Below are 25,370 nucleotides of genomic sequence, written 5' to 3' on the forward strand. Positions count from 1 at the left end.
TCAGCGAACCTCTTCTGAAAGAGGTCCCTCCAGCAGAGCCGGATTCTCAATAAGAGTCTTCATTAGCCTCAGGGAACGGGCATAATAGAATCCGTCCGAAATTCTTTCATCTATGGTAAATGCCAGATCCAGCTCTTTCTTCATGGTGACATTACCTTCCTGGTCGTGATGGGGCTTGAACTTCTTGGTTCCGATGATAATGAATATGGAATTGGTTCCCCAGTTCATCAGGTGATGATACCCGATATCAAGGCCAAGCGATCCAAGGTTAGTCAGGACCACCGAACACTGATAGGGGTCTGTCGCAATGACGGAAGCAGGCATCCAGCCGTGCCTGTCAAGAAACCTTGCAACAGCTCCGATAATGTGCTTGCCCGGAAGCTTCATGATAAAATTCATAGCCTCTGTAGACTGATCGTCCTCATTTTTGCAAAGAGCTATCTGCTCTCTTACCTTGTGGCTGATGCTCCCAAGGGTATCGTCATCTTCTGCCACAATTCTTGCAAGAGTCTCATCGCCGTCATCCCTGAACTCTTTCTTAACAGTGAAAGCCGCAGTGATATTGTTTCTCTGATACATGGTCTGATTGGCGATAAAACGGTTCATCTGGGGACGCATACGCAGTAGCTTAAGAGCCGCTGCGATCACGACATCAAAGATAGCTATTCTATCATCGGGATGCGCTTTGTTGTACTCCCTGATGTAATCTTCAGTACTTGTAATGTCTACAGCGAGCTTCATATATGCCTCGTTGTCGCATCTGTTTGGATACATAAGCGGCATAATATAGTGCATTGCATCGATATCCCGCAACTTAGTGCCGTCTCGTCTGTCTCCGATCCTTCTTTTTCCCAACTTAAATTCCCTCTCAAACAAAATCAATTCCAAAAATAGATAAAGTATAAATGCTGCACACACATCGACAAATGAATGCTGTTTTACAAAGCATACCGATATGCATATCATAAGTCCCCAGGCTGTTATAAAGATCTTTTGCCAAAGCTTTATATCTCTTTTGACAATCCAGGCAGAGAGCACGGCAAGAGTATAACCCACATGAAGGGATGGACATACGCCTGTGGGAGTATCAACGGAATAAATAAATCCCAGAAGCCTTGTAAGGACATTGTCACGTTCAAAGGTATCCGGCCTTAAATTCTGTACGGAAGGCCAGACAATGTAGGTAATAACAGCTATTATCTGCATTCCGATTATCAGTTTCTGAGCCCACACAAAGCTCTTTATATCATAGAGCACGAATACAAGGAGCGATAACACCATAAAGATGTACCATGACACATAGAATATAACGAAGTAATCGTTAAAAGGTATCAGGTCATCAATAAAGCAGTGGACCACATGACACTTGCTCACCGGGATAAAGTTCTCGGTGACCAGGTACATTATAAAATATGCCACCCAGCCCAGCAGCAACAGTAAATGTCTGTATTCTTTGCTTGTTATATTGGATAATCTCAGTTTAGTGTAATCAACAACAGGTTTCTTCATTACAATCTTTCATTATACGGATAGTTTTTTCTTGAGACATTGGGATAAGGTACAACAAGGTGTCTTGGCATGGCGTAGGCAATCTCCGAGATTGCGTCCTGCAGGTAATTGCAGATCCTCTCTGCCTCTTCTGCCTGCGGATTGTCAGGCGAATAGATAACAGGCTTGCCAAATACAAGCTTTCTAAGTTTCGGGCACACGTACATGGGAACAAAAGGGATTGCTGTCTTGTTCTGTCTGTAGTAATACTTGGCCACGTGCACAAAGCCCCTCTGAAATTCATGAACTATATTGTTGTGATCTATATAATCTTCAGGGAAAATAACTATTGCAGCATTCTCTTTGAGCCTGTCGCATGAGAGCTGAAAGGTCTTCATTACGCGCTTATCCCTATAGACGGGAAGCGTATCCGCACTGGTAAATATAATCTCTGCAAGAGGTGGGATCATATATGAAAAAAGCCTGAAAAACGGCCTTAAAAGAGCCGGCTTTTTTGACCAGAAATCTTTGTATGCATAGTCAGCAACACGATCTTTTTCCATCATTTCGGAAATGCACCAGGTGTAGTGCTTTCGCGGAAAGTACAGCTCCGCTGCCAAAGGTCCGAATGCCTGAGAGTGATTCCCCACAACCACAACAGGTCCCTCCGGAATATTCTCTTCTCCCTCAATTTGGTATACCGGCATTACAATGGCCACAATTCTCCTGATCAGACGATATACAAAATGTTTCAACTATTCACCTCCGGGTGGATTTTGATTTATCCCCCAAAGAAAAAGTATACCTTTATCAAACCCCGGCGTCAAAAAAAATAATGGCCCCGCAGGACCATTATTTTAGGTTGTTTTTGAAATTATTTATCATTTGGACGCCATAGTCATCGTAGGTATCCGACACGAATCTTGCAAGGGCATGTTCTGAAAATTCCTTCCAGCTCTGCGCCTCTTTTTGAACCAGGATCGGGTAAAAGAATACTCCGTTCTCGCCGGCAGCCTGAAGGTCGCCCGGAGCATCTCCCACCATCAGGATATGTCTGCTGTCATACCCCATGTCCTTGATCATACCAAGGCAAGCGCTCTTTGAACCCATCTCCTGAGTACATACAATATCCACCATCTCAAGGAGTCCGAACCTGTCCCACTCGGCCCTGACAGCCTCGGGGTTAGCGCTGGACACCACTGCGATATCGCACTTTCCGTAAATTGCATCAAAAGCCTCTTTTACTCCGTCAAAAGGTTTGATCTCTTCTTCAGGAAGCTCAGAGATGGCTTCATTTACGCTCTTACTCCAGTTAAGAGCCTTATCAAATATGGGAGAAACGCTAAGCATCTTGGATATTGCATCATTGCTAAGTTCCGGTGCATCATCACTCCAGGTCTTAAGAGCCTTCACTCCCTCGATTCCCGTGTAATTCTCATCAACATACAAAAGACAAAGCGCCAGGCCCTTAAACCTGTTGATTCCTCTTGTCATGGAAAAGAGATTGATCTCATTCCACTTCTCCAGGATCTCTTTTTCCCATTTTTCAAGTCCCCACTCCTTTATCATGCAGGGACCAAAGCACCTGAAGTGCTTGATATTCATGGTGTCCATGGCACATCCGTCTGAATCGATGCAGACTATATGCTCATGTTTCTTTTTAAAATCCAAACCGGACATAACATATCCTTCTTTCATCAAAGCCTTGTATCCCATCTGTCGCACCAGACAAGTTCGTTTGCCTCACCCTTAAATTCAGACTTTCCGGTGAGTTTCTCCACCAGCGCCTCGATGTACTCAGGACTTCCGCTATAAGCATTTATGAAAGTCTTCATCATAGGCACGTCAAAGAGATGATTGGTGTAATTAAGCGATACGGCAACCGTTGGCACTTCATGTACAAACCACGGAATCTCGCAGGAGTGTGAAACCGAGTAAGTAAGCCTTGTATTGTTCTCCTTGGCATAGCCCTTCATGCTGATGACAACCAGCACCAGGTCAGTGTTTTTCTTAAACTCCTCCCTGTTCTCGTGCTCCATCATCTTGAATCTGTTGAACTTTGAAGGACCTTCCATCTCATATTCGTAGTAGTCCTTAGGAGCCCTCACTTCAAATCCGGCCTTCTCAAGCTCTTTTACCAAAAGAGCCTTAGCAGGGTCGGGGCCATCGGCGAGCGAAACAGGTGCGCTCTCCACAAAGTACAGCACAACCTTCTTTTTATCCGCAGGAGTAACCGGCAGGATATGCTGAGTGTCTTTTACCAGCGTGATGCTGTCATCCGCAGCCTTTCTTGCAAGAGCATGATGCTCATCACAGCCGACAACCGCAAGCATGTCTTTATTAGGAAAAGACATCTCGTCAAGCCCAAGGTGAGCCTTGAGTCCCAGGATTCTGTGAAGAGCGTCATCAAGCCTTTCTGCGCTGATGGTGCCATCCTCTATCCCTGCTCTCACGTACTCGATATCCTCAGCAGGATCATTAAAGAACAGGATCATGTCACAGCCTGCTGCCACAACCTTCTGCATAGCATTCTTTCTGTCAGCAGCTGCTGTAAGTCCCGCCATATGTGTTGCATCGGTAACGATAAGACCGTTAAATCCAAGCTGCCCTCTGAGCAGTCCCTGAAGCAGTTCAGGTGACATTGTAGCAGGCATGATATCTTCATCCTTGATATCAGGATTAAACTTCTTTGTATACGCTCTCTGGGCGATGTGGCCGACCATAATGCTTGGAAGTCCCGCATCTATGAGCTTCTTGTAGACCATTCCAAAGGATGCATCCCACTCTTCCACAGACAGGTCATTGCATCCCATCACAAGGTGCTGGTCTCTCTCTTCGCTTCCGTCTCCCGGGAAGTGCTTGGCAGCGCAGGCAATTCCTGCCTTTGTCATCTCATCCATGTAGGCCAGTGACCTCTCTGCCACAGCCTCTGGATCATTGCCAAAGCCTCTGGTATTAACAATGGTATTTCTCCAGTTAGATACCACATCGCACACAGGCGCAAAGCTCCAGTTGCAGCCGACAGCCTTGGCTTCTGCTGCTCCGACCTTTGCCATATCTCTTACAGTATCAAGGGTTTTGCTCGCTCCGCAGGCAGCACCTGTTGCCACAAATGTACCCTCACCCACAGCGCCGTTTCCGCCTGCCTCGCAGTTAGCTGCGATCAGCACAGGAATCTTGCTCTTTTCCTGGAAGAATCTGTTCTGCTCATAGACCTCCTCCAGTGTTCCTCCCTGCCAGCGAACTCCGCCGATATGATACTTGTTTACAAGCTCATCAAGGGTCTTCTCATCTCGTCTGAGTGTGAGGTTAATAAAGAGCTGACCGATTTTCTCATCCATGGTCATGTCCCTGATCGTATCCTCGACCCACTTAATTTTCTTATCATCAAGATTAAAAGGCTTTGCCTTAAGATTTACCATTATTTCACCGTTCTTTCTTAGTTTTTGTATCCGAAATCCGGAATATTTGTCCATCTGTGTTTAAAGTAATGCGCAGCCAGCTTAGGCTTACGGTCTCTGGTGAAAAGACCTTTCTTATTGCCCTGAACTCTCACGATGCTCTGGCTTGTTGCAAAGTCCGCAAAGTTCCATACATGCTCGCCCACAACGAAATCATTCTCATCAAAGACTGCATTGTTCATCTTGTAGTAGTCAACCTGATACTCCTCGGTAAACATGACCGGTGTTGTATCGTGAAGCCCCATTACCGTATCAGCTCCGTACTCGGTAAACATAAGTGGTTTGCCAAGCTCTTTCCACTGCTTAAGCTCTTTTCTGAGAGCTTTCTCGGAAGCCTCAAGGTCAGGTCCTGCATAGTACCAGCCATAGTATCTGTTGAGGCAGATAACATCGGAAAGCTTTGCTGAAATGTCTCTGTCAGGTCCACCTGCCATCTGCACGCTGGTGAGGGTACAAGGTCTTTTCTCAGGATCCAGCTCTTTTGCCAGCTTATAGAGAGGCTCGAAATACTCGTAAGCACCCTCGGAATAGGAATCCGGCTCGTTTGCTATATTCCACATAACTACGCATGCGTAGTTCTTATCTCTGCTTATCAGGTCGCGGATAACATCCTTGTGATGCTCAAAGGTCTTAATACCATGTTCCTTGTCATAGGTTCCAACCTTCTGTCCGCCAAAGTTAGCACCGCCACCGAAGTCGAAATTGATGCCAACGGCAGTGGTCTCATCTATAACCACAAAACCTTCTCTGTCTGCGATGCGCATCATCTCTTCACTGTAGGGATAATGGCTGCATCTGAAGCTGTTTGCTCCCTGCCACTTCATAAGGGAGACATCCTTGATATACATTGGAATGTTGATTCCACGGCCGTTCGGGAAGGTATCCTCGTGCTTGCCGTAGCCCTTGAAATAGAAGGGCTTTCCGTTAATGAGGAACTGCTTTCCCTTTACCTCAACAGTCCTGAAGCCGTAAGGAAGCACGTAAACGTCCTCTCCGTAAGTAACCTTTATGTTGTAGAGATATGCATTAAGGGGCTGCCAGAGGTGTACGTTTTTGATTTCAATCTTTCCTTTGGCGCCGTCGCACTCGCCGACCTTTGCTCCTGCCTCATCATAGATCTCGACAAGACATTTTTCTGCATCTCCCTCTGTCTCTAAATCGTAGGATAGCTCTGCGTTTTCGCCCTCTATCTTGGGCAAAAGAGATATGTCTTTAATGTAGCTTGTCGGAGTGGTGTAGATGCGTACAGGTCTTGTGATTCCACAGTAGTTGAAGAAATCAAAGTTTGGATTGTTGGTCTTTTTTCTCTCTCCGTCTGCAAGTGAAGCCATGGGTCCACCCATCATCGGGGCATCTCCGCCCACCGGAAGAGTTGTGTAATCAATGATGTTAGATACTGCTATCGTAAGAAGGTTTTCACCATCTGTAAGCTCACCACCGATCTCAACTTCGAAGGGAAGAAATCCACCTTCATGACGTGTCAGCTCTTTTCCATTCAAATATACAATTGCATGGTGAGTTGCAGCGTCGCACCTAAGGACAACTCTCTGACCGCTGCGCACTGCCTTGGGCATGGTGATTTTCTTCTGATAGAACACGAAGCCGTAGTGATCTCTGAAGCTTGCGCCTTCCTTCAAATCATTATAAGAAGCAGGAACAGGCATGGTTATCGGATTCTCCAGTGGTCTTTCATACCACTTTTCATCAAAACCCTTGCCGTTATCCAGTGCAAAATCCCATATTCCTGAAAGGTCCATTACCATTCGTGAACCTGTAATTATCGGATATAACATTTTTATTCCTCCTGTCAGATCTCTATGTTTCCGTGTTCATCAGCTGCTTTGGGTACTGCTGCCATCCAGTCCAAAAGTCCCATGGCAACGGAGATTCCGGTCCATGAAAGGATCAGATAGAATACGCCCTTAGCGTAGTGCCCTGCGTAAAACTGGTTTGCGCCGACAATTGAAAGAGCGCAGAGCCAGAGATATTTCTTTCTGTTTACAGTCTTAGGAGTATCAAGTTTTTCTTTTAACTCAAAGTATTTTTCCCCGAGTCGTACCCAGAGTCTATTGTCTTTTTCTGTGCTCATTGCTCTCATTTGTCGTCCCTTTCTTTATGCGTTCTGATTCTTGATCTCAGAAATCTTTTCTCTTACTTCTTCCATCTTCTCAGCTGTAAGTGGATAGTACTTCATGGCAATAACGTTTGCCAAAAGACCTAATGAAACAAGTCCGTACATAAGGAAGATTCCAACTACCTTGAGCTGAGGTGTATAAGGTGTATCAACGTCAGGCATTACTGTCTTGAATCCGATTGCTGCAAGGCAGATGCTCGCTACGAATGGAGCCAGTGATGAAACAAGCTTGTCGATGAAGCTAAAGAGCGTTCCCATAAGTCCCGGAACATAACGACCTGATCTGTAAGTCTCATAATCTGCACAGTCTGCTGTCATAGGGATTACGATGTTTGAACTTACCTGCTGGAAGCCGCCTGCTACAACTGTCAGGATGAAAAGAGCTACTGTAAAGAAGCTGAATCCGGTGAATCCTTCATAACCCGGAAGGTTAAGTGTAGTAGGATCTCCAAAGCCCCAAAGGAGCATCATCAGTATGTTTCCGATAAGAGCGATCCAGCTGCTGATAACCATTGCTTTTCTCTGTCCGAACTTGGTTGCAATCACGCCGACACCAAGGATGATGAACAGAACGTTACCGATGGTTGTGTAAATCTGAAAGCCACCTGAAAGGGCGTAGTTACCTGCTACGATAGCGTACATGATAAGTGTAACTGTAGAGGTTCTTGCTGCTGATCCGAGCTTATCTGTTGATGCGGAAACAACCAGCATCTGAATAGCCTTGTTGTTCTTGATAACCTCGAAGTAATCCTTGAAGGTGATCTTCTGTGCCTTACCTGTTCCGAAGTATTCTCTTCTGTCCTTAGGCCAGATTGAGATAACAGCGATGGCTGTGAACAGTGCTGAAACAAGTGCAACGATTGCCCAGAACTCATGGAACATCGCAATGTCTTTTCCAAGGCCGTGGTACTTAGGTGCAAGGTATGATGAAACGAAAACCTGTCCGCCTGTGAAGAGGATCATGTTGTAGATTGCATCAAATACTGTGAACAAAGGTCTCTGCTTAGGATCGTTTGTAACACAGGTCTGAGCTGACTTTGTAACTACACACTGGAAAGTGTATCCGATGTAGTAGATGGCATTTATAAGGATGAAGAAGAATATCCTTGGTGCGCCTTCAGGAAGTGATGGTGTTACAAAGAACATCAGAAAACTTGCAAGAGCAAGTATGATATTACCGATTATCATAAAGGGTCTGTTCTTACCGAACTTGCCGTCTGTCTTATCTACGATATAACCGATGAAGGGATCTGTTACTCCGTCCCATACTCTCATGATCATTGAAAAGCTTCCTGCCAGGACAACACCCAGGCCAACCCATCCGGTGATGTAGTAGGCAATAAAGTTCATCAGGAATAAATAAAGATTTGTTGCTGTGTTGTTAAGCGCATATCCTGCAATTCGCCATGTTGGAACTCTGTGGATTCCGTTTCCAACATCATATTTACTGTTTCCCATTGTTTTTCCTCCGCGTTTGTCTTTAACCGTTTTTTGTGCTCTGCTGCAGTTCAGAGCACTTTTTTGTATTCTCATAATACCTACGTGCAAGGGCCAAAACAATGACAATATTTGTTTATTGTAGTATTATATTTATAGTTATTTAAATAAAGTTAATATTGTACTATATTTTATAAATATTGTCTGATTGGAGAAAATATGCAGAACGCATTTTTGGAGTTTACTCAGAGTTTTTTCGACAAGATGGGGATTCCCACTCATATCGCCAACCTGAACGAGCCTCTTTCAGATGAAATAGATATGGGCCTTAGAAAGACCATTGTGAGTAAAAGAGATAATGAGGCAGTATCGTTAAAAGACATCGCAGGGTCTTTTGCCCAGAACAACAGCATATATTTCGCCGAAGACATTTACACCTGCCATTATATCTTTATTCCTGTTCCTGAGCAGGAGCTTCCCGTTGCCATGATACTCGGGCCATATCTAACAGAGGTTCCGAGCATACAAAGGACTCAGGAAATTTGCAAACGTAACGGCATTCCTCAGGGGCTTACGTCGTTTATAAATCAGTACTACTCTTCAACCACATATCTGGATAACACCTCGTCTTTGGAGTATTTCATTGAGACTGTTGCGGAAAAGATATATGGAGCCGGCAACTACAGCATCGAATACTTAAAGCAAGACTCAGTAGAAAATACCGAGTACCTATCAAGCGCAGAGAGTACCTCCAACGAGAGCACGGTCCAGCAATTGGAGCACAGATACGTGCTGGAAGAAAAGATGATGGATGCAATAGCAAAAGGTGATTATGATAAAGCCATGCATTACAGCATCGACAAGTCCTTCAGCGGACTTGATAACAGGGCATCCAGCACGCTCAGAAGCAGGAAGAACCACCTCTTTGTCTTTAACACACTCTGCAGAAAAGCTGCCCAGAGGGGCAATGTTCACCCTGTATATCTCGATGAAATGTCCCGCCGAATGGCAATCCGTATCGAGAACATGACAGCTCCCGGCGAAGATAAGGAAGTTCACTGCGAGATACTCAGGAAATACTGCCTGATGGTTCAGCAGCATTCAACCTCAGGCTTCTCTCCCGTTATGCAAAAGGTCATGAACCACATATCGCAGTACCTGTCAGAGCCTGATCTTACGCTTCAGAGTACGGCTCTTGAACTTGGCATAAATAAAAGCTACCTGTCATCCCTCTTTAAGAAGGAGACAGGTAGCACCTTTACAAACTATGTTAATAAAAAGCGTATAGATCATGCGATCTTCATGCTCAACACCACAGATTATCCCGTCCATACAATTGCTTCCGTCTGTGGCATCACCGACATGACCTACTTCACCAGGCTCTTTAAAAAAGAGAAGGGCATGACACCCACCCAGTATCGCAACATGATCCACCCGAAATGAGTCAAAGTGAAACGTCCCCGGTGACTCAAAATGAGTCAAAGTGAAACGTCCCCAGTGACTCATTTTGTGTCAATGGGGACGTTTCAAGTTGACTCATTTTTCAATTTAGTTCAAAGGAAATCAGTTTAAATCTTCCGCATCCTTCATACCCAAGGTATATCGCTTCCTTGCCGGAGAGCCCCGGTGGGAGCTGGCCTCTGCAGTCGCATACAGAGTTTCTTGCGCCTGAGAATACCGGAATTTTTAGAAGTGCATCTCCGTTTTCCGAAGTTCGCACCGTGATATATCCCTTTCCTTTTCCGGCCATCTTAACCGCAATTTCCCTTGTTTTCGAAAGGTCAAAGTATTTAAACCCGGCGGTAGCGCCATCGCAGAAGTTGGCGATGTACTGATCATCTCCGCCTTCTCTGTCGCCGCCGTCCTGTGTCAGATAGGGTGTGTTACCCTTTCTGTGCTTTATCATGGACAAAAATCTGGTGCCGTCCTTGCCGTAGAGATTACATACAATGTGGGAAGGATAAATCCCTACGCCCGGCAGCGGCCCATGATTAAAGCCCATGCTGGTCATCTCCGCCTGATAAAACTTTCCATTCTCAAACCTGATCTCTTCAGCGCAGGCCTGTCTCGATGACTGCTTTCTGTTCGTCTGTCTATGGTAAAAGACAAAGTACCTTTCACCGATCTTTATCAGACTCCCATGGGTATTCCCTGTATTATTCCTTGCACTCTTTACATCAGAAATCCCCGACAGTCCGATATCGCCGTTGGAAACCAGAACTCCTCCAAAAGAAAATCCTCCTGTCGGAGAGTCTGAAACAGCATAGCATAGCTCATGACTGTTTAAAGAACTGTAGATAAAATAATACTTTCCGTCAAACTTCCTCATGGAACTTGCTTCCAAAAAAAGATGTCCTTCATACCCTTTTTTATCTCCGTCTTCTTTTGCTCCGACTCCGATATATACAGGACCTTCTTTTACTGTGAGCATATCGGATGTATCAATCTCAAAGCACATGGGTCCTTTCAAAGTCGGCTTATTCCCCATAAGGATCAGCGGATTGTTTTCCAGTGCAAAACCGACGTACATATAGAGTTTTCCGTCATCATCAAGAAAAACTCCCGGATCAAACATAAAGGGTTCGCCCTTAAAGCCCACCGGCACATCATCCGCATATTTCACATCGCCGTAATACTCATACTTTCCGGCAGGAGTATCGCAGACTGCCACCGAAATCTTTTTTGTTCCGCCCATGAAATAGTAGAGGTAGAATCTGCCGTCCGGCCCCTGAACCATATCCGGTGCTGCCAGACCAAATAACACCTTAGGTGGCCTGGCGCTTGGATCCTGCTGCCTTTTGTATATAACTCCTTCATATCGCCAATCCGACAGATCATCTACGGGTGCTGACCAGCAGACATAATCTCCCAGACAAAAAGAGATTCCGTTAAAAAGATCATGCGACCCGTAAATATACACTCTGTCACCGACAATATGTGGTTCTGCATCCGGAACATATTCCCAACTTGGAAGATATGGATTGCTCATAATTATTTGATAGGAACCCAGATTCCCTGTGCTTCAGCCTTCTCAACGATCTTAGGTGTATCGCCTTCCATGAATCCTGTCTTGTCCTCTGTAACCTTGCCGTTATCAAGAACAGCAACCTGCTCGTCGCCGTAGAAGTTGCAGTGTACTTCGTACTTCTTGCCGTCTGATGATCTTGAAACTGTTGCAACGAACTGTGCTCCGATATCTGTGATCTCATAGTCAACAAGTGTGTAATCCTGGTACTCTGAGTTAGGATCATACTCTGCTGTAAGTCCAAGTCCGTCAAGTGCTGCCTGTGCCTCGGCTTTAGCCTCTGCTGAAACTCCGGTTGATGAGCCTGATCCGCAAGCTGTAAGAGCTGCTACTGCAAGTGTTGCTGCCATAACTACTGATAAGATTTTCTTTTTCATTTTTAATACCTCTCCTTAATTTTTGTTTTTATAGTTAACTGCAAAGATTATGCCTCTGCCTCGTCCTGGGGCATGAAGGAAGCAACAATAGCCACCACCATAGATGCCGCCATAAGAGCGCCTGATATAATAAGTGCAATTACCGTACTGATATCATCAAGTCCTGAAACTACGTATCCAAGCTGGTTTACCATTGGATTTACCGCCCAGATAACTGCTGTTGCTGACAAAAAAGCTATAACCGCGGGAGCAAGAGTTGTAACAACTCCGACCTTGCCCACATATGCTGCTGCGGAAACTGCAGCTGCTGCCAATAAGAGAACAAACACTATAGGAAGCTTGTACATAACACCTATATAGACAACGCAGGCAGCCAGCGCCAGTATTCCTGCGATTATTGTAAAGAACGCACCTCTCTTTTTACCCTGCTTCATCACTCATTCTCCTTTCTTCCTTCTCTTACTCCAAGGAAAGCAAACAGTGCTGTAAGAATTCCTGTTACGATAGCCACTCCTCCAAGCAACATCTGATACCAGGTGAGTACGTGCTGAATCTTGGTTGTCTTGCTGATTCCGTTCATGGCATTTGAGCTTGCCAGGTTGTACATCCAGTACTTAAGGCTGTACTTCATCATCTGCTGGAACTGTGTATCCTTGGCAATCTTACTCTTTGAAGCAGCCATGGTTCCGATAACTGAGCTGTCATAAGCAGAAGTTGTAAGACAGTTACCACCGCCTGCTGCTGTGATATCGCGCCAGTTCATGTACTCTGTTCCGTTGATCATGTCGGTGTTGTACCAGCCTGTATATCCCCACTCGTTTCTTGCGATGTTTACAAGAAGGTTCTTGAAAGCACCGACATAAACTGTTCCTGCACGGTTGAAGGCTGTCATGATTCCCTGGCAGCTGTTTGAAGACATTACCAGCTGGAAGCATCTAAGCTCATTCTCTCTTGCAGCCTGCTCTGTCATAAAGGTTGATACGCCGGATCTGTTGGACTCCTGATGGTTGAAAGCAAAGTGCTTGGGCTCCATCTGGTTTCCCTTCTCCTCACCACCAACGCATACCGAAGTACCGATAAGTGATGTGAGCATTGGATCTTCTGAGTAGTACTCGTGGTTTCTTGCACAGTAAGGTGTTCTGTGAAGATTCATGCCGGGTGCAAAGAGTGAACTCTCATTTGACCAAAGTGCATCTTCTCCGAAAAGAAGTCCTTCCTGATAAGCAAGTTCTGTGTTAAATGTTGCTGCAACAACAGGATCTGTAGGCATTGTAGCCATTGTATAGGTTGCCTTGTCATCCTTTGTTGTTGTATAAGTAGCCTCTCCTGAATTGGAGGTTGACCATCTGTAGGTATAATCAGCAACCTGATCGCCTGTATAACCTATAGGGCCGTCATTTGCATAAGTTCTGCTAAGAAGGATGGAATCGACATTTTCTACGTCGTCTCCGCCTTTTTCTATGAACTGAATAGCTTCATCCAAAGTGATCTGATCAATGAGCTGATCCCAGGCCGGGTCATCAAGGTCTTTTACCCCTGCGTAATTGCCGTTCTCATCAAGGTTGATCATGTCAAGGATTGTGAGTCCGTTATCTGCTCCCCATACAACGCCGTCGCCGTTAGCTGTAAGTTCGTAGTTGGCGTTATTAAGGCCTGTCATCATTGCCTCTACAGGAGTGATGGAATCTACTGTTGTCCAGCCCTTTGTCCAGTCAGCTCTTGTGGTGTACTCTACAGTTCCCGGAATGAGATTGTTGATATCCATGTCCTGGAGCTGGTTCTCAACATTTGCTGAATAGGTTGTTGTATCTGTAGCACCGAGGTTCCACTTGATGGCATTGTCTGCTGAAATAACTTCATCCTCAGCAATGCTTACAAGTCCGTCTGCGCTTCCTGTTTTCTTGGCAAGCACGTTGTTGATAGCCTCATGTGCACCGTTTCCGATTGCGAAGTAATAATCGCCTGCTTCAAGCACCCATGCGCCTTCTGTTCCGAGAGAATTTGCACTTGTCTCGTCATAGCTTGCAAAGTATGATGCGTCAAAAGAGATTTCTACAGTCTCGCTCTCTCCGGGATTAAGCTTCTCTGTCTTACCGATTCCGATCAGCTGGATAGCTGACTTCTCAAGGCCGCCCTCTGTATAAGGAGCCTGTACATAGAGCTGAACTGCTGATTTTCCGGCTACTGATCCGGTATTCTTTACAGTTACTTTTGCAGTGCTTTCTCCGCCGATCTCGACGTTTACACTCTCAAGTTTCTGCTCAAAGGTTGTGTATGAAAGGCCGTAGCCAAAAGAGTAGCTGACTTCGTTTTCGTAGTTCCAGGCCCTTCCGTTTGATGATCCCTCTTTTGCAGTGGCATTGCCCTGACCAAGGATCTCATCCTCATATCTTGTCTCGTAGTATTTGTATCCGTTGTAAATGCCCTCGCCCTCAACAACAAACCAGTCTGACTTGTTGTTTGAATCCATGGCACCTGATTCCTTTGAAGTTGATGCATTTGTGTAATTGAAAACACCAAAGTTGACCATAGCAGGTGAAGATGTTGAATCCACAGCGTAGGTATCAACAAGGTGTCCTGAAGGATTCTCGACGCCGGTAAGTACATCCACTACTCCAAGGAAACCGTAAGCTCCGGGATCTCCTGTCCACACGATAGCGTCGATATCGCTGTCATTTTTCAGATCTTCAATCTCGATAGGATTGGATGTGTTGAGCATCACAATAACCTTGGTGCTGTGAGCCTTGGCATTTTCAATCATTGCCTTCTCATAGGCTGAAAGAGCCAGTGGCACATCATAGGTATCTCCGTCACCATCGGGAGATTTCATTGTAGTTGAATAATCTGCTGCCTCTGAACTTCCTCTGGAGATGAAGCAGATGGCAACTGTGTTATCTGCTGATGAAAGAACTGAAGATGTGTAATAGGAAGGATCCATCTCTCCAATTCCGTATACCGAAGGACTCTCGTAAATAGGTCCAAAGCTGGGCTGGATGACTCTCTTGCCACTTGCCTGTGCAGACTCTGAATTGTAAAGATCTGTCATTTCGGTGTTAACAGAGATTCCTTTTTCCTCAAGTGCTTCAAGGATTCCGTAGGATTTCTGTCCTGCATCGGCATTAACCGTAACAGATGATCCGATCATTCCGCCAAGCACCGGGTTTACGCTGTTCATTCCCCAAACTGTAACCTTGTCTGTGGTCTTAATGGGAAGCGCACTGTCCGTGTTCTTTAAAAGGACTGTTCCCTCAGCTCCGATCTGCTGAGCCAGTGCCTCTTTTGCCTCTACGACTTCAGCAAGTGCAGAGTAGGATGACTTGAAATAATCAGTATCCTGAGTTCCGTCACCGGTCTCAACCAGCTTTATGTTTGTTGTTCCAAGACGAGAGTTAATGAATGCTGCGTTGGCATTAACTATAGCCACACCGCCGATAGCGATGGTCATAAGTGATGCTGTTATTGCACTAAAACCTCTCCATTTTCTGTATGAATGTTTCCCTTTCATACGTCCCTCCTTTTATTTTGAAAGAAATTCTTTTCTCGATTGTCATGTTACTCTATAAAAACCGATCGTGATCATCATCTGCGTCATCTGCACATTTTTGAGCATGAACGGAAACCTTTGTGCAAATTCTTATGAAAGTCCCTTCCTCTTTTTGATCTCTTCCTGCTCCTTCTTAAGGTTCTTTTCCACGGTAAATGCAAGAATCAGAAGTGCGCAGATACCGTAACAGATTGTCTCGATCCATATGTAGGAAACAGATAGCGCCATTCTGGCGGACTGACTCTGAACTCCCTCTCCGAAAACCAGCATCTGATCAAAGCCAAAGGCTGAAAGCAGTGCGTTAAGTATCGCAGAGCCGATGGGAGTTGCTGCTACCATAAGTGAAGAATAGATCGACATCGTAAGACCATCCGTCCTAAAGCCTGTCTTGTACTCGATGTGGTCGATGACATCAGCCAGCATCGCAAGGATCAGATAACAGGACGGGGATGAACCGAAGCACTTCAGTCCTACACCAATGCCTACCATTACGAGGTTTTCAGGGAAAAGACCTGCCAGAACTCCTCCCAGAAATCCGACGACCAGGAAGATAAATGTGGTCTTTGCTTTTCCGATCTTAGAAGCCAAGGGCATTACCACAACCACCGCCACCGCCATGGGAACTGCTCCTGCGATGGAAAGGATTGTCTGGGCGATTCCCCAGTCTCCTCCCACAAGGTCAAGGCTTACGACCCACTCACAGAACTGGGTCATTGCTCCGTTTTTGATGGCGCCTGACCACTGGAAGAGCATGTAGAAAATTATGATGATCCACCACCATTTTTCGCTTGTCACTGCCTTAAGCTGCTCAGCCATTGACACGGTTTTCGCCGAAAGCTCTTTTCCCTTATCTGCTGCATGAAGGTCCTCTTCAGTGACCCTCTCTCTTGTGAACTTGTACTGAAGGATGATCGTCAGTGCGGTAATGATGGCGACAAAGATCATTATCATCAGCCATCTGCTCTGGTCGTTCTTTAGAATATTGGAAGCAAGGATCGGGAATACCATGGATCCTGTTCCCATAACTCCGAGGCCTGCGATGTTACTTAAGGAAGCCAGGGCGCTTCGCTGCTGCCCGTTTCTTGTGGACACGGGGACCATTGTTGCGTTGGCTGTGTTGTAGATTGGATATGCCACAGAGTAGTAGAGATTGTAAGCTACCGCTATCCAGATCAGTTTAAGCGTCCCATGTGCCGGCACGATAAACATGAGTATCGATGCGATCGAGAGCGTGGCTGCCGAGAGAAGTATCCAGGGTCTTGCCTTTCCGGCCAGGACTCTTGTCTTTTCAATGAGCTGTCCCACCACCAGGTTTGCAATTATGATAAATATGGTTGAAACCAGTGGAAGTACTGTCAGAAACTTGTTTGACATTCCCAGCACTTCGTTAAGATATTTCTGAAGCATACTGGTAAAAATTCCGGATGACAAAAGTGCGCCGAAGGGGCCAATAAGATATCCCAGGAGCATCTCGGGCATCCTTACATCATCTGACTTTATGGCGCTTTTTAAAAGCGGATTTGACCAAATGTTTTTGTTCATTTCGCGTTACTCCTTTTCCATGTTTATATCCTAGCAAAAAATATATTGGAAAAACTCTTGTCTGCGGAAACGGTAGATTTTTGTCGTGAACTGCAATTTTCGATTATAATTAGTTTATGGAGGAAGAGACATGTTACGACTGGCGATAGTTGATGACGACGCAGGATACAGGAAAGAGATAAGAGCGCTTCTTAAACAATATGAAGACGAATACGGAGAGCAGTTTCAGATCTCTGAATATTCAGATGGCGATGAACTTTTGGAGGGTTACAAACCCGAGCTTGATATTATCCTTTTGGATATCGAGATGGAGTTTGTTGATGGTATGACGGCAGCCACAAGAATAAGAGAAGTGGATCAGGATGTGCTTATCATCTTTATCACCAACATGCCCCAGTATGCCATCAGCGGCTATCAGGTGGGCGCTCTTGACTACATTCTAAAGCCGCTTAGCTACTATGCTTTTTCGCAGACCATGAAAAGAGCTATCGGACGCAGAAAGACCAGCGAAAAGAAATACATTGTAGCCGGCGAGCGTGGCATAAAACAAAAGATAGATGCCTCAGAAATTCTTTATGTTGAGGTCATAAATCACGACCTTATCTTCCATACAAAACACGGGAACATAAATGCAAAAGGCACCATGAGAGAGACCATGAAGGAACTGGAGGGGCTTAACTTTTTCCAGTGCAACAAGGGATATCTTGTAAATCTTGAATTTGTGGATGCAATTACGGGAAATGATGTAAAAGTAGGCGATGACCTGTTGCAGGTTTCAAGGGCCAAGAAGAAGCCACTTATTGATGCCCTCAACGAATATATGAGAAAGATGGGACACTGAAATGGATATAAAATTCCGTCTGATTTCAGAGCTTGGAAACACCCCCGGAGCATGGTATGCTGTGGGCTATTTTTTCTCGGCTCTCTTTTTTCTTCACTTTAATCACAATACAAAAAAGGGACTTCGCAAATGGCCTGCGCTCATTGCTCTGGGAATATTTCTTTTGGCTTTCATGCACCTTACAACCGGGTGCTATGGACTATACTTTGTCCTTGTCATGACCATTGTGGGGCTAACCATCTTTATGATCTTCCACCACTGCCTTGAAGGTGATTTTTGCAAAAAAGCTTATTACTCCGTAAGGTCTTTTATGCTGGGAGAATTCATGGCATCCCTCGGCTGGCAGATATACTACTTCGGAGTTAAAAACAGAGGTGTTAAGTTTGATCTGCTTCACATGTGCATTTCAATGATCACAGTCTATGTCATAGTTTTCGGAATTGGTATTCTTTTGGAAAAGAGAAATGCCACTCGCAACAGGGAACTCATCATTGGGAAACGGGAACTCCTTATGGTTGTCATCGTCATGCTCATTCTATACAGCATAAGTAATCTCTCTTATGTTGTCGTTGGCACGCCTTTTACCACCCAGAACACACTTGAACTTTTCATGATAAGAACAGTCATCGACTTTATGGCAGTATCTCTTTTGTATCTTTATCACGAGCTTATGCTTCAGACTGTTGAGAGGATCGAAGCCGAGACCCTAAAGAGCATGTATGAGATGCAGTATAGCCAGTACCAGATCCAGGAAGAGAACATGGCTTTAGTAAATCAGAAATACCACGACTTAAAGCATCAGATCCTGGTTCTGAAAGCCGGCTCTTCCGAAGAAAATCAGGAGTATCTTGACCAGATGCTCGATGAGATAAGGCACTATGAAACCAGCTATCAGACCGGCAACAAAGTCCTTGATACCATCCTTACGTCAGAGGCCATGAAGTGTCAGGCAAGAGGAATTGAACTCACCTGTGTTGCCGACGGCTCCATACTTTCATTTATGAATCCCATGGATGTCAGTTCACTTTTTGGAAACGCTTTAGATAACGCCATCGAAGGCGCAGAGAAGATCCCCGAAAAGAATGAAAGGCTCATTCACTTAACCGTCGATAAGCAAAAGAGCTTTGTCAGGATCTTTGTAGAAAACAGATATATCGGTAAGATCAGATTCAGACACAATCTGCCTCTTACCAGCAAAGCCGACACCAACTTCCACGGCTTTGGAATAAAGAGCATGAAGAGCATCGCAGAGAAATACGGAGGCTCAATCGTAGCCGTCGCAGAGGACGGCTGGTTTAAGCTCTCCATCCTCATCCCCTCTCAAAATTAATGAGCCCCGGGGACGGAGTCAGGGGCTCATTTTTTTGAGCCCTGGGGACGGAGTCAATGGCTCATTTTTACATATTTTCGTCAAGGAATATCTTGAGCCCGGAAAGTTCTTCGTCGGAGTACATGATATCTCCCGCATGGCCGGAGCCTTCTACGACTCTGTAAAAGACATTTCCCTCTCCCACAAGCTCTTTTACAGTATTATAAAATCTCTCGGACTGAAGAATTGGAACCGTGATATCGCAGTCTCCGTGGGCGATCCAGAACTTCACGCCAAAGTCTTTAGAGACATTTTCTGCAACATAAGTGTAGATGTCGCTATAAGCCTTCTCTTCCTCGCTCATCTGAGACGTCTCTTTTCTCTGCCAGAAAGATTCCACATCTGAATACCCTTCCATAACATCTGTATGAAGCCATGAGTTGGCTATATTCACAACGAACTTCGGAACACCCAGCGTCTTCCAGTCGTCGCTCTTATCGGTAAGTTCAACCGCTCCGTAGTAGTCAACGCAGATATCAACCTTCGCCGATAACTTCTCGCCGGTCCTCTCCTCGTACTCTTTCTGCCCGATGTATTCTACATCCATAAACTCATTGTCATTTGTAACCGATGCTGCCACTGCAAGATAGCCTCCTGCAGACTCTCCCCATATAGCGATGTGCTCCGCATCATATCCATACTCATCGGCGTGAGCCTTAAGGAACCTGACTGCTGCCTTGACATCACACAGAGCGCCCGGGAAAGGCTCCTCCTGAGCCAGTCTGTAGTTGATGGTCGCGCAGGCATATCCATTGTCCCTGAAGTACCTGTACATGAGCTGCGCCTGCCTTGACTGGGAGTCGTTGGTAATAAAACCGCCGCCGTGAACCAGCACAAACAGATGTGGTGCTTCTTCGTTTGTGGCAGTGTTCGGCACGTATAGATCCAGGTACTGAGATTGTGAATCCAGAGCGTATGGGGCCTTTATATAGCTCTTTCCCCCGCTCCATTCCGTGCTCTCATCCATATCGATATGCATGGCCGTCATGTTTTTTATCACCATGTGCACAGCACTTCTATATGCAAAAAGAACTGACGCAATAGACAAAAGAAGTACTGCCGTAATTATCAAAATCCGTGAATTCTTATTCTTTCTCATTATCTCTCCCCTTAAAATGAGCCCTTGACTCCGTCCCTAGGGCTCAAAAATGAGCCACTGACTCCGTCCCCGGGGCTCATTTTGCAAGTGAAGGTGTGGTGGCCGTTTTCCAGGGAGTGGATGCTTCCGTCAGGAAGGAAAAGCTGGCAGGTGCTGCCGACCGGGACATGTACTTCTATGGAAAAGACATCCCCGCTTACCTTCCAGGTGCTATCAATCTCTCCGTAGGGCGTATCAACTTTGCCGGAAGCAGAAGTGATTCCGCCGCCGATGATGGGTTTAATCTTAAAGCTCTTATACCCGGCAGTCACAGCCTCTATACCTGCAACTCTTCTGTAGAGGAAATCTCCCACGGCGCCGGAGGCATAGTGGTTGTAGGATATCATGGTCTCTGTCCCGTCATCTCCGATGGGGCAGTTTCCGCTCTCATCAAGGCCATCCCATCTCTCCCAGATTGTGGTTGCCCCCATCTTTACCTCGTAGAGCCATGAAGGGCACTGAGTATTGGTCAACATATTAAAGGCTTCATCCTCATGGCCGTTATCAGCAAGCGCAAAAAGAATGTATGGCGTTCCGGGAAAACCTGTGCCGATTTTGTAATCATTCTTTCTTACAAGCTCTGCCAGATTGTTCGCTGCATTTGCTTTCTCTTTTCCCTTAAACATACCAAAGTAAATAGGAAGAACATAAGCCGTTTGGAACTCTTCCTTAAGCTTTCCATTTCCGTCGGTAAGATATTTCCTGTAGGCATCCGCCGCATTTTCTGAAACCTTTTTATAAAGAGCTTCATCCTCGCTCTTTCCAAGGATCCCTGCAATTTCAGACAGAAGGCTGGAAGTATTCGAAAGACTTGCAGTTGCAGTCCACTTCGATCTCTTCTGCCACTGACTCATCTTAGGAACATCAGGCGCAACCCAGTCTCCGAAGTGAAGGACAGACATGGTATTCCAGAGATGCCTTCTCTTCCCGAAGCTAAGAAATCCGGCCCAGAACCTGCAGGCATTCACATATTTTTTCATCATCTCATAGTTATCGATGAGTATCTTTTCATCCCCATCCGCCATGTACTGGGCATAGGGAACAAGGACCGAAGCATCTCCCCAAAAATCCACAGCAATAACAGGCATTGTCACGGGGAAACCGTAGCCCTGAGACGGTATGGTATTGGGAATTCCGCCGGTGGCTCTTTGCTCTGCGCGCATGTCTTTAAGCCACTTTTTAAGGAATCTTCCGCAGTCATAATTGTAAACAGCAGTATTTGCAAAAAGAGCTATATCTCCCGTCCAGCCCATCCTTTCATCTCTCTGTGGGCAGTCCGTGGGGATGTCGACAAAGTTGGATTTTGCTCCCCATCTGATATTTTCCTGGAGACGGTTTATCATTTCGTTAGAGCAGGTAAAAGAGCCATTGTCTTTTACATCAGAATACAGCGCCCTTGCAGTCACTTTGATCCTGTCAGCACTGATCCCTTTTACGCTGACATAACGAAATCCCATGTAAGTAAAAGATGGGCAGTATTCCTGGTGACCATCTTTGCATATATATCTGATCCTCGCCTTGGCTGAGCGCAGAAAGTCCGTATTAAGCCTTCCATCGGGATGGAGAACCTCGGCATGTTTTACCTCTATCTCCTCTCCCTTATTGCCGTCAATTTCAAGATGTACAAGACCTGCAAAGTTCTGCCCAAAGTCGTAGATGATCTCATCCCCGGCAGTTCTTATGCTCACCGCTTCAAAGGTTTCATGCTCTCTTACGGGAAGTCCGTACTGAGCCTTAATGTTCGTAGTAAAAGGCAGATCATAAACTGATGCCTTTTTAAAAGACATTTCTCCTTCGCCTATCCTTGCGTCATATTCCTCGCCGTCATAGATGTCCGCAGAAAGGACAGGACCGCCCAGTGCAACCTCCCAGGAAGCATCTGTCGCGATCACTTCTTTTGTTCCATCTTCAAAAAGGATGTGAAGTTCGCACAGAAAGCTCTGCTTATCCGCTGTCACCCTGTTTACTCTTGAAAAGACAAATGAGCCGACAGCCCAGCCTCCGGATAAAGTTGCCAAAAGAGTGTTAGTCTCTTTTAACATGTCTGTAACATCATAGGTCTGGTACTGAAGATTAGTCTTGTAGGAAGTAAATCCCGGAGTCAGGAAATCCTCTCCAACTTTACTTCCATTGAGGTCGAGCCTGTACATTCCAATGGCTGTTGAGTAGATCACAGCTTTACTTACTTTTTTATCAGTCGCGAACTTCTTTCTAAAAACCATGACTTTGGGAGATATCTTTTTCTCCTTAAAGACATATTCTCCGTCAGTGATAAACTGTCCGCTCCACGGGTCATGCATCTTGCCTGTTGCAAAAGATATGCTCTTTTCTGCCATGTCTCCGTTATCTGCCTCGGCTATGAGCTTTGCGCTGTACTCGCGCATTGAACTAAGTTCTGGGCCATCATAGGTATAGCTGCCATCGGATAGTATCTCTTTTTCATAATCTCCGATCACGAGCTTCCGGGATACGATAGTCGTTCCATTTCTGTCACTATCATAGTTCCAGGCAAAGACAGGATTTTCATTGTCCGTAACGCAGCCTCTATCAAGTTCTTCAACTGTAAACTTTTTTATCTGTAACATCTTTGTTTTTCCTTATGCTGTAACAGGTATTTCGCAGGTATATTCTTTGCCGTCTGACCCTGTAGCTGTAATGGTTACCTTGTCGGCATCACCTGCTCTTACTATCGCGAGCATTTCTCCGTAGTAGGTAAAGGTCTCATCTTTTAAGTATCCATCAGGATTGTAGGGGCATCCGTTTCCGAGCGCCACAAGCTCTCCTCCTGATACGCTCACCTTGATCCTGTCTTTTTCCATTGGTTTCCATACGCCGTTTGAATCGGTAAGCGAAAGCCTTACGTAGGAAAGGTGACCTATTTGAACGCTGTCTTTTTCTGGTTTTATGGTAAGCTGTCTGTCGTCCTTTGCTGTTGAAAGCTCATCTCTTCCAATCTCGTGGCCGTTCTTATCGTAGGAGATTGCCACAATCTGACCGTTTTTGTAAGGAGTCTTGAAGCGGAAGATGCAGTCTTTTCCTTTCTTTCTTCCGACTGAAACTCCGTTTACAAAGAGCTCAACATCCTCGGCTCTTGCATAAACTTCGACACTTGCTTCATATCCTTCGCAGCCTCTGTAGGACCAGCTTCTGATAGCATCCGAGAGTTTCCATGCGGAAGGTGAATGCTTACCTTTCTGATATACGGGCTTAACTGCGATGATAGGGCCTTTCTCTCTGTCAAAGGCTACCCTTGTATAATATGCTTCACCGATCTCTTTTCCCGTGATGTCAAGTCTGCCTGAACCGGCGGTAAGCCATCCTGCCTGGTCGCAATCTGCAGGCGCGTAATCCTCATACTCCCAGGAGCCGATTCCCGCTTCTCCTATATAATCCTGTCCTGCCCAGACAAAGTCTCCGACTACGCCGGGATGTCTTTTTGCAAATTCGTAGAACTTGTAGGCGTCCTTACAGAAGGTCTCGCTTCCAAGGATCAATCTTTCGGGGTATTTCTTAAGGTCTTTTTTGTATCTGAGAATTCCGTAGTTGTAGCCTGCAATGTCCATATTTGCGTAGGCATCTCTGGTCTTTACGTCGCATGGATAGATGGTTGCGCCCATCTTCATGAAGGTATCGCCAAACAGTCCCGCCATCTGATTGTAGAATTCGCTGCCCACGGCCTTCTTTTTCTTTGCGCCGTTTTTAGCGTCTTTTTCCGCCTTCTCATCGCTGTAGATTCCCATTCCCATTGAGAAGAGGAAGTTGAAAAAGATATTTACGCCGCAGCTGACAGGCCTCGTCCAGTCAAGATTGTGGAGGAGCAACGTCATGTCTTCTGTCAGCTTGATACCTCTCTCCTGGCCGGTCTCGGCAACTTCGTTTCCTGTTGAGTACATAATAACGCTTGGGTGGTTGTAGTCCTTATCAACCATGGACTTAAGGTCTTCTCTGTAGTTCTTTTCCATAAGAGTTGCGTAGTCGTACTTGTTCTTGTGGATGTACCACATATCAACATACTCGTCCATCATGTACATTCCGTACTTGTCGCAGGCATCGAGCAGATACTTTGAGCAGGGATTGTGAGCGCTTCTGATCGCGTTGTATCCCCACTTCTTAAGAAGCTTTACTCTTCTCTCCTCAGCGTCAGGATCTGTCACCGCGCCGAGGAGCTGGTTGTCCGAATGGATGCATGCGCCTCTTAAAAGGATGCGCTTTCCGTTTACCCGCATTCCGTGCTCTCTGTCCCAGGTAAGAGTCCTGATGCCGAAGGTAACCTCCTCGATGTCTTCCTTATATTTTACTTTGAGGGTGTAGAGCGCAGGGCTTTTTGCACTCCATAAGAGGACATCTTCAAGTTGTACAATCGCCTCTTCATCTGACTGTTCAACCCCGCTGTTGATCACGTCGCCGTCTTTTGAAAGGATTGCAAACTCAAACGGGCCGTGAGTTGTGGTCTCTGCGCTTATTCCAATCAACGCATTTCCACGGGTATAGGTTTTGACAGAAGCCTTTACATCAATTGTCCTGACCCTTATGCTGCTTAACTCTATGTGATCTTTGTCTGCGACATACATCCATACAGGTCTGTAGATTCCGGATCCTGAGTACCATCTGCTGTTTGGCTGATCTGCATTGCGGACAATGACTTTTATCTCGTTAGCATTCTCTTTTCCCTCACCGAACTTAAGATTATCCGGTGCAAAAGACCTCTCGGTGTAGCCATAGTCCCATCTTGCCGCAAGCTTCCCGTTTATGTAGATTTCAGGTGAGTGATAAGCTCCCTCAAACTCAAAGATTATATCCTTGTCAGCATAATCTTCGGGAAGGTTAAATGTCTTTTTATACTCATAATCATGGCCCTCAAAGTAGCCAAGATTGTGTATTCCCGGGTTATCTATGCTCCTCTTCTCACACAGCATCGCATCATGCGGAAGCGTTACTTCCTTGTAAGTATCTTCCACATCAGCTCTTTTATATGTCCAGTTCTTTCCAAAATCAATCTTCTGCATCTTCATAT

Annotated in this window: 18 protein-coding genes; 3 read left to right on the plus strand and 15 right to left on the minus strand. The window is 45.6% G+C overall.

The genetic code is table 11. From position 1 onward, the window contains the following. The 7 genes from G632_RS0108705 to G632_RS0108735 all read right to left on the minus strand — a co-directional run bounded on the left by G632_RS0108705 (position 1) and on the right by G632_RS0108735 (position 8,541). A complete protein-coding gene (locus G632_RS0108705) occupies positions 1-1,509 on the minus strand; it encodes a 2-oxo acid dehydrogenase subunit E2 (RefSeq protein WP_022768635.1) in 1,509 nt (502 codons plus the stop codon). Further along, positions 1,509-2,243: a lysophospholipid acyltransferase family protein gene (locus tag G632_RS0108710; protein WP_022768636.1), complete on the minus strand. Its 735-nt coding sequence runs from the start codon at positions 2,241-2,243 to the stop codon at positions 1,509-1,511. The genes G632_RS0108705 and G632_RS0108710 overlap by 1 nt, the downstream gene beginning before the upstream one ends. 97 nt (positions 2,244-2,340) lie before the next feature. Then, positions 2,341-3,168 (minus strand): HAD family hydrolase, encoded by an 828-nt coding sequence (locus G632_RS0108715; protein ID WP_026512484.1) that lies wholly within the window; start codon positions 3,166-3,168, stop codon positions 2,341-2,343. Positions 3,169-3,185: 17 nt separating this feature from the next. Then, positions 3,186-4,910, minus strand: coding sequence for a glycoside hydrolase family 3 protein (locus tag G632_RS0108720; RefSeq protein ID WP_022768638.1), 1,725 nt, complete (start codon positions 4,908-4,910; stop codon positions 3,186-3,188). A 17-nt stretch (positions 4,911-4,927) separates the two neighbouring features. After that, positions 4,928-6,742, minus strand: coding sequence for a beta-glucuronidase (gene uidA, locus G632_RS0108725; protein ID WP_022768639.1), 1,815 nt, complete (start codon positions 6,740-6,742; stop codon positions 4,928-4,930). 14 nt (positions 6,743-6,756) lie between these two features. Beyond that, entirely contained in the window at positions 6,757-7,047 is a 291-nt protein-coding gene (locus tag G632_RS19415) for an NINE protein (protein ID WP_022768640.1), read from the minus strand. Positions 7,048-7,062: 15 nt separating this feature from the next. Continuing rightward, positions 7,063-8,541 carry an MFS transporter gene (locus G632_RS0108735; protein ID WP_022768641.1) on the minus strand — a complete coding sequence of 493 codons (1,479 nt, stop codon included), beginning with the start codon at positions 8,539-8,541 and terminating at the stop codon, positions 7,063-7,065. Positions 8,542-8,739: 198 nt separating this feature from the next. Here G632_RS0108735 and G632_RS0108740 point away from each other — a divergent pair, with 198 nt between their 5' ends. Next, entirely contained in the window at positions 8,740-9,963 is a 1,224-nt protein-coding gene (locus G632_RS0108740) for a helix-turn-helix domain-containing protein (RefSeq protein ID WP_022768642.1), read from the plus strand. Between the two features lie 100 nt (positions 9,964-10,063). Here G632_RS0108740 and G632_RS0108745 read toward each other — a convergent pair whose 3' ends face one another. The 5 genes from G632_RS0108745 to G632_RS0108765 form a co-directional block, all read right to left on the minus strand. After that, entirely contained in the window at positions 10,064-11,509 is a 1,446-nt protein-coding gene (locus G632_RS0108745; RefSeq protein WP_022768643.1) for a family 43 glycosylhydrolase, read from the minus strand. A 2-nt stretch (positions 11,510-11,511) separates the two neighbouring features. Continuing rightward, complete coding sequence (locus G632_RS0108750) at positions 11,512-11,922, minus strand: hypothetical protein (protein WP_022768644.1); 411 nt, start codon at positions 11,920-11,922, stop codon at positions 11,512-11,514. 47 nt (positions 11,923-11,969) lie between these two features. Next, a complete protein-coding gene (locus G632_RS0108755; RefSeq protein WP_022768645.1) occupies positions 11,970-12,356 on the minus strand; it encodes a hypothetical protein in 387 nt (128 codons plus the stop codon). Next, positions 12,356-15,427 carry a glycoside hydrolase family 3 protein gene (locus G632_RS0108760; protein ID WP_022768646.1) on the minus strand — a complete coding sequence of 1,024 codons (3,072 nt, stop codon included), beginning with the start codon at positions 15,425-15,427 and terminating at the stop codon, positions 12,356-12,358. Before G632_RS0108760 ends, G632_RS0108755 begins: the two co-directional genes overlap by 1 nt. A 129-nt stretch (positions 15,428-15,556) precedes the next feature. Next, complete coding sequence (locus G632_RS0108765; RefSeq protein WP_022768647.1) at positions 15,557-17,008, minus strand: MFS transporter; 1,452 nt, start codon at positions 17,006-17,008, stop codon at positions 15,557-15,559. Between the two features lie 130 nt (positions 17,009-17,138). Here G632_RS0108765 and G632_RS0108770 point away from each other — a divergent pair, with 130 nt between their 5' ends. Next, on the plus strand, positions 17,139-17,849 hold the full coding sequence (locus G632_RS0108770) for a LytR/AlgR family response regulator transcription factor (RefSeq protein ID WP_022768648.1): 711 nt from the start codon (positions 17,139-17,141) through the stop codon (positions 17,847-17,849). Position 17,850: 1 nt separating this feature from the next. Further along, positions 17,851-19,179, plus strand: a complete 1,329-nt coding sequence (locus G632_RS0108775) for an ATP-binding protein (protein ID WP_022768649.1) — start codon at positions 17,851-17,853, stop codon at positions 19,177-19,179. Between the two features lie 67 nt (positions 19,180-19,246). On the opposite strand, the gene G632_RS0108780 is transcribed toward G632_RS0108775, so the two are convergent. From G632_RS0108780 to G632_RS0108790, 3 genes are read right to left on the minus strand one after another with little or no spacing between them, the layout of a single operon-like run. Next, on the minus strand, positions 19,247-20,317 hold the full coding sequence (locus G632_RS0108780) for an alpha/beta hydrolase (protein WP_022768650.1): 1,071 nt from the start codon (positions 20,315-20,317) through the stop codon (positions 19,247-19,249). A gap of 11 nt (positions 20,318-20,328) precedes the next feature. Next, positions 20,329-22,941 carry an alpha-L-rhamnosidase gene (locus G632_RS19420; RefSeq protein WP_081647112.1) on the minus strand — a complete coding sequence of 871 codons (2,613 nt, stop codon included), beginning with the start codon at positions 22,939-22,941 and terminating at the stop codon, positions 20,329-20,331. Between the two features lie 12 nt (positions 22,942-22,953). Then, entirely contained in the window at positions 22,954-25,362 is a 2,409-nt protein-coding gene (locus tag G632_RS0108790) for a glycoside hydrolase family 2 protein (RefSeq protein WP_026512486.1), read from the minus strand. Positions 25,363-25,370: the final 8 nt, after the last annotated feature.

The sequence above is a fragment of the Butyrivibrio sp. NC2007 genome (genome assembly GCF_000421405.1).
Lineage (GTDB): Bacteria > Bacillota > Clostridia > Lachnospirales > Lachnospiraceae > Butyrivibrio.